General features: G+C 68.5%; 10 protein-coding genes. 7 read left to right on the forward strand and 3 right to left on the reverse strand.

Going from position 1 to position 13,595, the window contains the following annotated elements; genetic code table 11:
* Nucleotides 1–25: 25 nt before the first annotated feature.
* The 5 genes from gabT (at nucleotide 26) to CA951_RS21250 (ending at nucleotide 7,413) form a co-directional block, all read left to right on the forward strand.
* Nucleotides 26–1,366: a 4-aminobutyrate--2-oxoglutarate transaminase gene (gabT, locus tag CA951_RS21230; RefSeq protein WP_087558688.1), complete on the forward strand. Its 1,341-nt coding sequence runs from the start codon at nucleotides 26–28 to the stop codon at nucleotides 1,364–1,366.
* 81 nt (nucleotides 1,367–1,447) lie between these two features.
* Nucleotides 1,448–3,406 carry a primary-amine oxidase gene (locus CA951_RS21235; protein WP_087558689.1) on the forward strand — a complete coding sequence of 653 codons (1,959 nt, stop codon included), beginning with the start codon at nucleotides 1,448–1,450 and terminating at the stop codon, nucleotides 3,404–3,406.
* Nucleotides 3,399–4,853 carry an NAD-dependent succinate-semialdehyde dehydrogenase gene (locus tag CA951_RS21240; protein ID WP_087558690.1) on the forward strand — a complete coding sequence of 485 codons (1,455 nt, stop codon included), beginning with the start codon at nucleotides 3,399–3,401 and terminating at the stop codon, nucleotides 4,851–4,853. Before CA951_RS21235 ends, CA951_RS21240 begins: the two co-directional genes overlap by 8 nt.
* A 33-nt stretch (nucleotides 4,854–4,886) precedes the next feature.
* Nucleotides 4,887–5,777 (forward strand): universal stress protein, encoded by an 891-nt coding sequence (locus tag CA951_RS21245; protein ID WP_087558691.1) that lies wholly within the window; start codon nucleotides 4,887–4,889, stop codon nucleotides 5,775–5,777.
* 55 nt (nucleotides 5,778–5,832) lie between these two features.
* On the forward strand, nucleotides 5,833–7,413 hold the full coding sequence (locus CA951_RS21250; protein WP_087558692.1) for an APC family permease: 1,581 nt from the start codon (nucleotides 5,833–5,835) through the stop codon (nucleotides 7,411–7,413).
* Here the strand turns inward: CA951_RS21250 and CA951_RS21255 are convergent.
* Entirely contained in the window at nucleotides 7,373–7,984 is a 612-nt protein-coding gene (locus CA951_RS21255) for a TetR/AcrR family transcriptional regulator (protein ID WP_015889403.1), read from the reverse strand. The two genes, CA951_RS21250 and CA951_RS21255, sit on opposite strands and share 41 nt — an antisense overlap.
* Before the next feature lie 162 nt (nucleotides 7,985–8,146).
* On the opposite strand from CA951_RS21255, the gene CA951_RS21260 reads away from it, so the two are divergent.
* Together CA951_RS21260 and CA951_RS21265 are read left to right on the forward strand one after the other, a co-directional pair.
* Nucleotides 8,147–9,127: a nitrilase-related carbon-nitrogen hydrolase gene (locus CA951_RS21260; RefSeq protein ID WP_087558693.1), complete on the forward strand. Its 981-nt coding sequence runs from the start codon at nucleotides 8,147–8,149 to the stop codon at nucleotides 9,125–9,127.
* Complete coding sequence (locus tag CA951_RS21265; protein ID WP_087558694.1) at nucleotides 9,127–10,152, forward strand: agmatine/peptidylarginine deiminase; 1,026 nt, start codon at nucleotides 9,127–9,129, stop codon at nucleotides 10,150–10,152. Before CA951_RS21260 ends, CA951_RS21265 begins: the two co-directional genes overlap by 1 nt.
* 50 nt (nucleotides 10,153–10,202) lie before the next feature.
* On the opposite strand, the gene CA951_RS21270 is transcribed toward CA951_RS21265, so the two are convergent.
* Both CA951_RS21270 and CA951_RS21275 read right to left on the reverse strand, forming a co-directional pair.
* A complete protein-coding gene (locus tag CA951_RS21270) occupies nucleotides 10,203–12,176 on the reverse strand; it encodes a VWA domain-containing protein (protein WP_087558695.1) in 1,974 nt (657 codons plus the stop codon).
* Entirely contained in the window at nucleotides 12,176–13,561 is a 1,386-nt protein-coding gene (locus CA951_RS21275) for a sigma 54-interacting transcriptional regulator (RefSeq protein ID WP_015889399.1), read from the reverse strand. Before CA951_RS21275 ends, CA951_RS21270 begins: the two co-directional genes overlap by 1 nt.
* Nucleotides 13,562–13,595: the final 34 nt, after the last annotated feature.

Consider the following 13,595-nt stretch of genomic DNA (forward strand, 5'->3'; position numbering starts at 1 on the left):
CACGACCTTTGAGGACTGCACCATCATGAACGACATCCAGTACCGGCTGCCGCAGAAGCGCGCCCTGGTCACCGAGCTCCCCGGCCCGAAGTCGGCGGCCCTCACCGCACGTCGCCGCGCCACCGTGGCCGCGGGCGTCGGCTCCAGCGTCCCCGTGTACGCGGCGGATGCCGACGGTGGTGTGGTCGTCGACGTCGACGGCAACTCCCTCATCGACCTCGGCTCGGGCATCGCCGTCACCAGCGTGGGCGCGTCCGATCCGGCCGTCGCCGAGGCGGTCCGGGAGCAGGTCGGGCACTTCACCCACACCTGTTTCATGGTCACCCCGTACGAGGGCTACGTCCGCGTGGCGGAGGAACTCGCCGCCCTCACCCCCGGCGATCACGAGAAGCGCACCGTCCTGTTCAACTCGGGCGCCGAGGCGGTGGAGAACGCGATCAAGGTCGCCCGCCTCGCCACCGGCCGCGACGCCGTCGTCGCATTCGACCACGCCTACCACGGTCGCACGAACCTCACGATGGCCCTCACCGCCAAGTCGATGCCCTACAAGGCCCACTTCGGCCCGTTCGCGCCCGAGGTGTACCGGCTCCCGATGTCCTACCCGTACCGGGACCAGGACGGACTGACCGGCGAGCAGGCCGCTCAGCGCGCCATCAGCCAGATGGAGAAGCAGATCGGCGCCGATTCGCTCGCGGCGATCATCATCGAGCCGATCCAGGGCGAGGGCGGATTCATCGTTCCCGCCGAAGGATTCCTCCCCACCCTGGTGGAGTGGGCCCGCGCCAACGGTGTCGTGTTCATCGCCGACGAGGTGCAGACCGGCTTCTCCCGCACCGGCGCCTGGTTCGCGTGCGAGCACGAGGAGATCGTCCCGGACATCATCACGATGGCCAAGGGCATGGCGGGCGGCATGCCGCTGTCCGCGATCACGGGCCGCGCCGAACTCCTCGACAAGGTGCACCCCGGCGGACTGGGTGGCACGTACGGCGGCAACCCCGTCGCGTGTGCCGCCGCGCTCGCCGCGATCGACAGCATGCGGAAGTTCGACCTGCCCGGTCGCGCACAGCACATCGGCGACCTGGCCCTGCCGCGGCTGCAGGCCCTCGCCGCCGAGGTCGGGGTCATCGGTGAGGTGCGTGGACGCGGCGCGATGCTCGCGATGGAGTTCGTCAAGCCCGGCACGACCGAGCCGGACGCGGAACTGACGAAGGCCATTGCCGCCCGTGCGCTCGAACAAGGTGTCATTCTGCTGACATGCGGTACGTACGGCAACGTCATCCGGCTGCTTCCGCCGCTGGTGATCGGCGACGACCTGCTCGACGACGCCCTGACCGTGATCGAGCAGATCGTGCGCTCGCTCGTCTGACCCGTGCGCCTTTTCGGTAGCCACCACTACCGGAAAGGCGCACGAGAACGAACCGCCCACCCATCGACCAGAGGAGACATCATGACCCGGACGACCACCGGCACGTTCCATCCTCTGGACCCCTTGGGGGCGGACGAATTCGCGAAGGCCGCGGCCGTCCTCGCCCGGGAACACGGGGTCGGGGACGGCTGGCGGTTCGCGTCGATCGAACTCGCCGAACCGGACAAGGCCGCGGTGTCGGCGTTCGACAGTTCGGGCACCGTCCCGGACCGCCGGGCGATCGTCGTGTGCTTCGACCGCGGCAGCGGAGACACCTATAAGGCGCTCGTCTCGCTGACCGGAGACAACGTGGTCTCCTGGCAGCACATCCCGGACGTCCAGGCCAATTTCACGGTCGACGAATGGGAAGAGGCCGACGCCTTCCTCCGCGGGCACCCGGACGTGATCGCCGCGCTCGCGAAACGCGGGATCACGGACATGAGCCTGGTGTTCATGGACGTGTGGACGTACGGCGACGCGGTGACCCCGGAGAAGTACAGGGGCCGCCGGCTCGGGTGGTCGGACACCTGGGTGCGGTCGGCCGAGGGCGCCAACCCGTATGCGGGCCCGGTCAACGGTTTCCACTGTGTGATCGACGTCAACAAGATGGAACTGCTCGAGATCGAGGACACGTTCAGCGTCGAACGTCCCGAGGTCATGGGCGAGTACGTGCCCCGCCACATCCCGGAGCGGATCCGGAACGCGAGCACCCGGCCGCCGTTGAAGGCGTTGGACATCGTCCAGCCGGAGGGACCGTCGTTCACCCTCGAGGGCAACAAACTCGAATGGCAGAACTGGTCGCTGCGGGTGGGGTTCAACTACCGCGAGGGCATGACCCTGCACGCGGTGACGTACAACGACAACGGCCGGGTGCGTTCGATCGCGAACCGGATGTCGTTCGCGGAGATGGCGGTGCCGTACCGCGACACCAGCCCCGATCACTACCGCCGCACCGCCTTCGACATCGGCGAGTGGGGCATCGGGTTCATGACCACCTCGCTCACCCTGGGCTGCGACTGCCTCGGCGAGATCCGGTACCTCGACGCCGTCCTCCACGACAGCCACGGCGTGCCGTTCACGATCGAGAACGCGATCTGCATCCACGAGGAGGACAACGCCGTCCTCTGGAAGCACGTCGACCACGACGGCGCCGAGGTGCGCCGCATGCGGCGGCTGACAGTGTCGACGCACGTGACGGTCGCGAACTACGAGTACCTCGTCTACTGGCGGTTCTACCAGGACGGCAACATCGAGTGCGAGGTCCGCGCCACCGGGATCATGGTGGTCAGCCACTTCCCCGAAGGCGGTGAGCACCCGAGCGGGACGCTGGTCGACAACCGCACGTACGCGCCGTTCCACCAGCACTTCCTGGTCGCGCGGCTCGATCTCGACGTCGACGGCACCGAGAACACGGTGTACGCGACCGAGACCGAGATCGTGCCGATGGGCCCGGACAATCCGCTGGGTCTGGCACTGCGCCAGAAGAACACCCCGCTGCGCACCGAACTCGAAGGCAGGCAGGACTTCGACTGGCAGAGCCAGCGGGCGTGGAAGGTCGTCAACGACAACACGACCACCGGGCTCGGCACCGCCCCCGCCTACAAACTCGTTCCCGGCGGCGCGATCCCGTCGATGTTCGACCCGGCGTCCCCCATCTTCCAGCGCACCGGCGCCATCGGCCACACCGTCTGGGTGACGCCCAACTCCCCCGACGAACGCTGGCCCGCCGGGGAATTCGTGAACCAGAGCAAGGTCGATCACGGACTCCCCGCCTGGACCGCGGCCGACCGCCCGATCGAGAACACCGACGTGGTGCTCTGGTACACGTTCGGGATCCACCACATTCCGCGGCCGGAGGACTGGCCGATCATGCCTGCGGACACCGTGTCCTTCTGGCTGAAGCCGGCCGGATTCTTCGACCGCAACCCCGCCCTCGACGTCGCCCCCACCCCGGAGGCGTGCGATCACCACCATCCCCACCACGAGGACTCCGATGACTGATTTCGAACGGCTCCGCGCCACCCTGCCCACCGGTCTGTGGATCGACGGCGCCCAGACCGACCCGATCGACGGCGGCACCTTCCCGGTGTACGACCCGGCAACGGGGACCCTCATCGCGGACGTCGCGGATGCGGGTGGCAAGGACGCGATGCGCGCACTGGACTCCGCCGCGGCGGTCCAGGAGGAATGGGCGGCGACAGCACCCCGGCAGCGGTCGATCATCCTGCGGTCGGCGTGGGAGAAGGTCATCGAGCGCACCGACGACCTCGCGCTGCTCATGACGATGGAGATGGGCAAGGCCCTCCCCGAGAGCCGCGGCGAGGTGAACTACGGCGCCGAGTTCCTGCGCTGGTTCAGCGAAGAAGCCGTCCGCATCCAGGGCCGCTACACCACGTCGCCGTCCGGCAGCGGACGGATCATGGTCACCAAGGTGCCCGTCGGACCCACCCTCGCCGTCACACCGTGGAACTTCCCGCTCGCGATGGGCACCCGCAAGATCGGGCCCGCGCTCGCCGCAGGCTGCACGATCATCGTCAAGCCCGCCGAGGACACCCCGCTCACCATGCTGCTGCTCGCCGAGATCTTCGCCGAGGCAGGGCTGCCCGCCGGCGTGCTGTCGGTGCTGCCCGCGTCGAACGCCGCCGCGGTCACCGAACCGCTGCTCGCCGACCCGCGGCTGCGGAAGGTGACGTTCACCGGATCCACCCGCGTCGGCAAGATCCTCATCGAGCAGTCCGCCCAGCAGGTTCTGCGCACGTCGATGGAACTCGGCGGCAACGCCCCGTTCGTGGTGTTCGACGACGCCGACATCGACGCCGCGGTCGAGGGCGCGATGGCCGCGAAGATGCGCAACGGCGGCGAGGCGTGCACCGCCGCCAACCGCCTCATCGTCGCGAACTCGGTGCGCGAGGAGTTCACCACCAAGCTCACCGACCGGATCGCCGCGCTCACCGTCGGACCGGGCAGCGCGGACGGCACCAACGTCGGTCCCCTCGTCAACGAGAAGCAGCGCCGCAACGTGGCGTCCCTCGTCGACGACGCCGTCGCCGCGGGCGCCCGCGTCCGCACCGGCGGCAAGTCCGTCGACGGTCCCGGCTACTTCTTCCAGCCCACCGTCCTCGACGAGGTGCCCGCGAACGCCCGCATCGTCCGCGAGGAGATCTTTGGACCCGTCGCCGCGATCACCGGATTCGACACCGAGGCCGAGGGCGTCGCCGCTGCGAACGACACCGAATACGGTCTCGCCGCCTACATCTACACACAGAACGTCGAACGCGCGTTCCGCGTCGCCGACAAGCTCGAGAGCGGCATGGTCGGCGTCAACCGCGGAGTGATCTCCGACGTCGCCGCGCCGTTCGGTGGAGTCAAGCAGTCCGGACTCGGCAGCGAAGGCGGCACCGAAGGCATCGAGGAGTACCTCGAGACCAAGTACGTCGGCTTCGCGTAACCCCCCGCCCCGAGACAGAACGGAACCGTCACCATGCGATTGGTCGTTGGATATCTCGCCACCCCCAGCGGGCAGGACGGTCTGGCCCTCGGGGCGCAGCTCGCCCGCAGTCTCGGCGCACAGCTCGACATCTGCATGGTTCTCCCGCCGGACCGCACGGTCCCGGCGAGAGTTCCGGCAGAGACCGGCTACGACGACATCCTCGCCTCCCGCGCGCAGCGCTGGCTGGACGAGGCGAAGTCGTCGGTGCCGAGCGACATCGACGTGGACGTGCACCTGAGTTTCCACGACTCGTTCGCGCAGGGCCTCCTCGACGAGGTCACCCGCCTCCACGCGCACGCGATCGTCGTCGGCGCCGCGGGTGACGGCCTGCTCGGCAGGCACTCGGTCGGATCCGTGTCGACGGAATTGCTGCACTCCGCACACGTGCCCATCTGCCTCGCGCCGCGCGGTCATCGGCATTCCTCCGCGAAGAAGATCCGCGAGGTCACGTGCGCACTCGGGACGCGCGTCGGCGCCGACGTGCTGCTGCGCACCGCCGTGCGGACCAGCAAGCGGATGGAAACCCCGCTGCGCCTCGTCTCGCTCGTCGAACTGGACCCGCACCACCACCTTCGCGATCATCGGGACACCTCCGAGAGCGTCCGCGAGCGTGCGGTCGCCCATGCGCAGTCCACCCTCGACGAGGCGAAGTCCGCACTACCCGAAGACTTCCCCGTCTCCGTGACGATCGCCGACGGCGACGCCGTCGAATCGGCCGTCCGCAAACTCGACTGGCAGGACGGCGACCTCGTCATGGTCGGCTCCAGCCGTCTCGCCCAACCTCGTCGACTGTTCCTGGGATCCACCGCGGCCAAGATGCTCCGCGTCCTGCCGGTGCCCATGGTCGTCGTCCCCAAGCAGGAGTTCCCCAACAGTGAGTAAACCGTCCGCGACACCCACCCCGGATCCACGATCGTTCCCGACCGGAGGTTCAGACATGACGAACAGCGAAGGCGCACCGGCCTCGTCCGGCGTTGCCGTGAGCACCAAAGGGCTGGCCACCGGCGCGGTCGGAACCTTTGCCGGGGCGATCCTCGGAATCTCCTCCGTGGCACCGGGTTACACACTGACGGCCAGCATCGGGCTGATCGTCGCCGCGGTCGGGTTGAAGATGCCCGCCATCTTCATCGCCGGCTTCATCCCCATGTTCCTCACGGCGTACGCCTACCGGGAACTCAACTCCGAATCCCCCGACTGCGGCGCGTCGTTCACGTGGTCGACGAAGGCGTTCGGACCGTACGTCGGGTGGATGTGCGGCTGGGGCATGGTGATCGCCACGATCATCGTGCTCTCGAACCTCGCGGCGATCGCCGTGCAGTTCTTCTATCTGTTCATCGCGAAATTGTTCGACGCCCCGAGCATCGCGGACCTGCCCGGCAACAAATTCGTGAACGTCGGCACCACCCTGCTCTTCATCGCGCTCGCCACGTGGATCGCCAGTCGCGGCATCACCACCAGCGAGAAGCTGCAGTTTGCGCTCGTCGGCTTCCAGATGGTCCTGCTCATCGCGTTCGCGGTGGTGGCACTGGTCCACGTCGGCAACGGGGACGCCCCCGCCGGGCTGTCGTTCGATCTGAGCTGGTTCAACCCGTTCACGGGACTGGCCGTCGGCGCGTTCGTGATCGGCCTGACGGGTTCGATCTTCGCGTTCTGGGGCTGGGACACCTGCCTGACGCTGGGCGAGGAGTCGAAGAACCCGAAGAAGACCCCCGGTCGCGCCGGACTGCTGTGCGTGATCACGATTCTGCTGACCTACCTGCTCGTGTCGGTCGCCGCGATGATGTACGCCGGCGTCGGCGAGGACGGTCTCGGACTGGGCAACCCGGACAACTCGGAGAACGTCTTCGGCGCCCTCGCCGATCCGGTGCTCGGCAACTGGGGTGGCATGCTGCTGTTCCTCGCGGTGTTCGTCTCCTCGGTCGCGAGCCTGCAGACCACGTTCCTGCCGGCCGCGCGGACCATGCTCGCCATGGGCGCCTACGGCGCATTCCCCAAGAAGCTCGCCGACGTGAGCCCCCGGTTCCTGGTCCCGTCGTATGCCACGGTCGTCGCCGGTGTCGTCACCGCGGTGTTCTACACGGTGGTCACGTTCCTGTCCGAGCGCACACTGCTCGACACGATCGCCGCTCTGGGAATCATGATCTGCTGGTACTACGGCATCACGGCGTTCGCGTGTGTCTGGTACTTCCGGGACAGCCTGTTCACGAGTTTCCGCAACATCGTCTTCCGATTCGCGTTCCCGCTCCTCGGCGGCCTCATGCTGCTCGCGGTGTTCGTGATCTCGATCGAGGAGAGTATGAACCCGGACAACGCGAGCGGCGCCTCCATCGGCGGCATCGGCCTGGTCTTCTTCCTCGGCTTCGGCATCCTCCTGCTCGGCGCCGTGCTGATGATGATCATGCGCTTCCGCAGTCCCGCGTTCTTCGAGGGCAAGACCCTCAACCGCGACACCTCCGCGTTGCGGGACGAGGGCGATCTCACGGCTCGTTCGGAGCCTGCGCCACCAAGCCAGCGATAAGCGTCCGCAGCCCGAACTCGAATGCTGCATCCGCCCGTCCGGGGTTCGGCCCGGACGTGGCCAGGGCGGCCCGCATGGACTCGTTCGCCTCCGGGGCGGTCGCCCAGACCACCTCGGGTGCGGCGAGGTCCAGAGCCGACCCCAGCACGAAACTGTCGACCGTCGTGATGGCGTGCAGAATCTCCTCGGGCGTGAAGCCGCCGTCCGAGAACGCCTGCGCCAGAGCGTTGTACAGAGCGAAAGCCACACCGGACTGCACTGTGTGCGCGGTGAACAGAGGAATCAGCCGAGGGTGCTCGGCGTAGTTGCGCCGATATTCGCGCGCCAGGCCGGCCACCGTCTCGCTCCACTTGCCGTCGGGGTCCGCCACCACGATGCCCGCCATCATTCGGGCACGCATCAGTTCGATGATCTCCGCCCTCCCGGACACGTGGTTGTACAGCGAGGAGGGCCGCACCTTCAGCCGTTCGGCGAGACCCGGCATCGTGAAATCACCCGTGAGGTCCACCATGCGCATGGCGGCTTCGGTGATGATCTCCGGCGACAGCAGTCGCTGTGATGGCCGTGGCATGGGTGCCCTCCTGGTCGGTGTATGTCACCGGCGACCAGGGCGGATACCGAAGGAATCGAAATCTTCGCTCCCCGCCCCTTGATCGCCGAGCGTTTACCCACCATACTTAACGAATCCAATTCGTTTTAGGCGCTCGCCGAACCGAACATCCGAGGAATCACAATGTTGACGATCACCGCCCTCACCCCTCCCGAGTCCCTGTCGAGGACGCGCGAGACCGGACGCACCCCGCTCCGCGTCGGCCTCGTCCAGCACCGCTGGCACGAGAACGAGCAGGATCTGCGGGCCGAACTCGACGAGGGCATCGCCGCGGCAGCCAAGCTCGGGGCGCGCGTGGTGTTCCTCCCCGAACTCACGCTGAGCCGGTACCCCGCCTTCGTCGAAGGCGGTGACAACCCCGGCCGCCAGGCCGAGGACCTGCTCACGGGGCCCACGTTCACGTTCGCTGCCAAGGCCGCCGCCGAACACGGCGTCCTCGTCCATGCGTCCCTGTACGAGCGCAACGACTCCGAGAACGGCGTCCGGTACGAGGACGGACTCGGTTTCAACACCGCCATCCTCGTCGCCCCCTCCGGAGAACTGCTCGCGCGCACCCGCAAGCTGCACATCCCCGTCACTGCCGGCTACTACGAGGACACCTACTTCCGCGGCGGCCCGGCCGAGAACCCGTACCCCGTCCACACCGCCGAGGCACTGGGCGGCGTCAAGCTCGGACTCCCCACCTGCTGGGACGAATGGTTCCCCGAGGTCGCCCGCGCCTACTCGCTCGGCGGCGCCGAAATCCTGGTGTACCCCACCGCGATCGGCTCGGAACCCGACCACCCGCAGTTCGACACCCAGCCGCTGTGGCAGCAGGTGATCGTCGGCAACGGCATCGCGAACGGCACGTTCATGGTGGTGCCCAACCGCCACGGCGGCGAAGGCCTCATGACGTTCTACGGCTCTTCGTTCATCTCCGACCCCTACGGCCGCATCCTCGCGCAGGCCCCGCGCGACGAATCCGCGGTGCTGGTCGCCGACCTCGACCTCCAGCAGCGCGAGGACTGGCTGGCCCTGTTCCCGTTCCTGGCCACCCGGCGCCCCGACACGTACGGCGTCCTGACCGAGCCCGTCGATCACGCGTCCCCGTTCGGGAGGAACTGATGACCTGGCGCATGCCCGCGGAAGGCGAACTGCACGAACGCACCTGGATGGCCTACCCCAGCGCGGGCTACTCCCTGGGCGACACCCCCGAGGAGCAGCACGAGGCGCGCACAACGTGGGCCGAGGTGGCGCACGCGGTCGCCCGATTCGAACCCGTCACCGTCGTCGTCGACCCCGGTGAGGTGCCCGCGGCCACGGAGTACCTGTCCGCCGACATCGACATCGTCGAGGCACCGCTGAACGACGCCTGGATGCGCGACATCGGACCCACGTTCGTGCTGTCCGAGGACGGACGCCTCGGCGGCGTCGACTGGATCTTCAACGGCTGGGGCGGCCAGGACTGGGCCCAGTGGGACAAGGACTCGAAGATCGGCGCCCTGGTGGTCGAGCGGTCCGGGGCGGAACTCGTAGACTCGCCGATCGTCAACGAGGGCGGCGGCATTCAGGTCGACGGCCTCGGCACCGTGCTGGTGACCGAGACCGTGCAACTCGACCCCGGCCGCAACCCGGACCTGTCGAAGGCCGACATCGAGGCGGAACTCGCCCGCACGATCGGTGCCACCACGGTGATCTGGCTGCCGCGCGGCCTGACCCGTGACTCCGACACGTACGGCACCCGCGGGCACGTCGACATCGTCGCCGCCATCCCGTCGCCCGGTGTCGTCCTCGTGCACGATCAGCGCAACCCCGAGCACCCCGACTTCGAGGTCAGCAAGGCCGTCATCGACGTGCTGAAGCAGACCACGGACGCCCGCGGTGAGTCGTGGGAGATCATCACCGTCCCCGCGCCGCAGATCCTGCGCGACGAAGAGGGCTTCGTCGACTACAGCTACATCAACCATTTCGTCGTCAACGGCGGCGTCATCGCGTGCAGCTTCGACGATCCCGCGGACGAGGAAGCGGTCGCGATCCTGTCGGCCGCCTACCCCGGACGCACTGTCGTGCCGGTCGACGCCCGCCCGCTCTTCGCGCGCGGCGGCGGCATCCACTGCATCACCCAGCACCAGCCCGCCGCTGTGCGCTGACGCACCCGTGAGCACTTCTTAACCGCCGGCGGTTAAGAAGTACTCACGGGTCAGCGCCTGCGACGCATGTAGTCGCTGACGACGGCGGCGCCGAGACCGTCCAGGCCGGGGGCCACGACGCGTCCGCCGACCCGTTCCGCCATCCGGTCCACCACCCGCGCGAGACCGGGATCCTCACCGAGCCGGAAGAACGTGACGTGGGCGCCGAGCCGGGCGAGGGTGTCGAGTGCCCGGACCGTCAGACCGAGGGTCCGGGCACTCGGCGGGTAGTCGAAATACGCGAAGCCGTCCGGCTCGAGGTGCGCCGTCGGCTCACCGTCGGTGACGATCAGGACCACCGGCTGCGCGTTGGGGTGCCTGCGCAGATGCCGGGCGGCCAGCAGCAGCGCGTGGTGCAGGTTGGTGCCCTGATCCCAGGCGCCGTCCAGCCCGGCCAACTCCGACGGCGTCAGCACCTGCGCGTGCCTGCCGAACGAGATGAGCTGCAGTTCGTCGCTGCGGAACCGGGTGCTCACCAGGTGGTTCAGCGCGAGGGCGGTGCGTTTCATCGGCACCCACCGCCCCTCCATCACCATCGAGAACGACGTGTCGACCAGCAACGCGACCGCCGCCTGCGACCGCTGCTCGGTCTCCATCACCTCCACGTCCGCGACGGACAACCGGACCGGGACGCGACCGCGTTCGACCGGATCGGACGCCGCCCGCAGCACCGCGTTGGTGATGGTGCGCGTGACGTCCCACGGCTCGGTGTCGCCGAACGCCCACTCGCGGGACGCCCCCGTCGGCTCCCCCATCGCCCCGGCGCGCCGCGTCTCCCGTTGCCCGCCACGCGAAGACAGTTGCTGCGCGACGTCCCGCAGGGCCGTCTGACCGAGTTGGCGCATCGCCTTGGGCGACAGCCGCCATTGGCCGTCCGCCCCGCGGTCGAAGAAACCCTGGTCCCGCAGGGCCTTCTCGAGTTCGGCGAGGGTCTGCGCGTCCGCCGCCGCCTCGTCGCCCAGTTGCCGGGCCAGGGCTTCGGCGTCGATGTCGTCGAGTTGTGCGCCCGCGTACTGCTGCGACAGTTGCTCGGCGAGCGACTCGAGTTCCGCGATGTCCTGCAACGCCCCGGTGCCCTCGCCGAGGCCCATGCCGTCGTCGCCGCGGAACCGCTGCGCGCCCTGCCAGTCCTCGCCGGGACGCGCCGCCTGCAGGTGCTGGTCGAGGCGGTCCAGCTGTCCGATCAGCGACGGATCGCCGAACGCCTGCTGCGCCAGCGCGTCGAGTTCGTCGCGCTGCTCCTGCGACAGCGAGTTCCGCAGCCGCTGCGCCGCCGCCGCCCGTTGCGCCAGCGAGTCGAGCAGTTCCTCGACGTTGCGCGGGTTCTCGGGGAAGTACTCCCCGTGTTTGTCCATGAACTCGTCGAACTGCTCCTGCGTGTCCTCGCCGCGGGAATGCTTGTCGAGCAGGTCGTTGAGATCGGCGAGCATCTCCCGGATGCGTTCGCGGTCTTCTTCCGTGGCACCCTCGAGCGCCTGCTTCATGCCGGCGAACCGCTGGTCCAGCACCTCGCGGCCCAGCAGGTCCCGGATCTTCTCGTAGTCGGCGCGGGCTTCGGAACTGCGCCAGTCGTAGTCGGCGAGTTCCTGCACGGCCTGCGCGGTGGACGGCGACAGTTCCTCGAGGCGCATCTCGGAGAAGCGGGCGTCGTCGTCGAGCGCGCGGGCCAGCGTCTTGCGTTCCTCGAGTACCGCGCGGTCGAGGAGTTCCCGGACCTCCTCGAGGGTGCCGTTCAGATTGTTCCGCTTCAGCAGTTCGCGGCGGCGCCGATTGGCCTCGGCCGCAAGCTCGTCCAGCCCGCGCATGTCCCGGTTGCCACGGCGCAGCATCTCACGCAACGCCTGCCGCGGCGAACTGCCCGCGAACACGTCGTCACCGATCGCGGCGAGCGCCTCGCGCAGGTCCACCGGCGCCGCCAGCGGATCACCACCCTCGTACGGCCCGTACCGCGCATTGTGCGGCCCGCGTTCCGCCTTGCGGGACATTACGAATACACCGTCTGCCCGTTGATGTCCGGGTTCTTGGAGATCCGCCGGGCCAGGTACAGCCCTTCGAGGGCGAACTCGGCCGCCGCGGCCCGCTCTCCGTCGGACTCCGCGCCCAGCCGCTCGGCGAGCACGTCGAGGACCTCGAGTTCGGGCAGTTCGTTCAGCAACGCCTTCGCCGTGATCCGTTCGCCGGTGACCACCGGGTCGCCCTGTTCGACGGCGTCCACGAGTTCGGCGAGGTCGATCCCGCCGAGCCGGGTGCGGACCGTGTCGGCCGTCGCCCGCCGGAGCAGGTGCTCGAGGACCTCGATCTCGCGTCCCTCCTCACCGGATTCGAATTCCACCTTGCCCCGCAGCACGTCGACGACGGTCTCGAGGTCGACGGGCCGCGCGACCGGGTCCGCCTCCCCGAGGACGGCGCCGCGATGCACCGCCGCAGCGCTCACGGTTTCGGCGCCTGCCACCGCGAAGCGGGCGGACACCCCCGACCGCTGATCGACCGACGTCGACTCGCGGAGCAGCCGAGTGAACCGGGCCAGGATCTCGAGCAGGTACTCGGGCACCTCGGCGGTGAGGTGCGCTTCCTGGAGGATGACCGCGACCTCGTCGTCGAGACGCGTCGGGTAGTGGGTCCGGATCTCGGCGCCGAACCGGTCCTTCAGCGGGGTGATGATGCGACCGCGGTTCGTGTAGTCCTCCGGGTTGGCACTGGCCACCATGAGGACGTCCAGCGGCAACCGGAGGGTGTACCCGCGGACCTGGATGTCGCGTTCCTCCATGACGTTGAGCAGCGACACCTGGATGCGTTCGGCGAGGTCGGGCAACTCGTTGATGGCGACGATGCCCCGGTGCGCGCGGGGAACGAGACCGAAGTGGATGGTCTCCGGGTCGCCGAGACTCCGGCCCTCCGCAACCTTCACCGGGTCCACGTCGCCGACGAGGTCTGCCACCGACGTGTCGGGGGTCGCGAGCTTCTCCGAGTACCGCTCACTGCGGTGCCGCCACGCGACGGGGAGGCTGTCGCCCAGTTCCTGCGCCCGGCGGATCGACGCCGGGGTGATGGGCTCATAGGGATGCTCCCCGAGTTCGGAACCGGCGATCACCGGGGTCCATTCGTCGAGGAGCAGATTGAGGGTGCGGAGGAGGCGGGTCTTGCCCTGACCTCGTTCGCCGAGCAACACCACGTCGTGACCTGCGATGAGTGCCCGTTCGAGTTGCGGTTCCACCGTCTCCTCGAAACCGACGATGCCGGGCCACGGGTCACGACCGTCGCGTAGGGCCGCGAGCAGATTCTCGCGGATCTCTTCCTTGACGGTGCGTTGAACGTGGCCCGACTCGCGGAGTTCGCCGACGGTGGAAGGTCTGTGTTCCGATGACGTCACCACTCCACGCTACGAGGGTTCGGGCGAATCGGCA

The organism is Rhodococcus sp. NCIMB 12038, from assembly GCF_002165735.1.
GTDB lineage: Bacteria > Actinomycetota > Actinomycetes > Mycobacteriales > Mycobacteriaceae > Rhodococcus_F.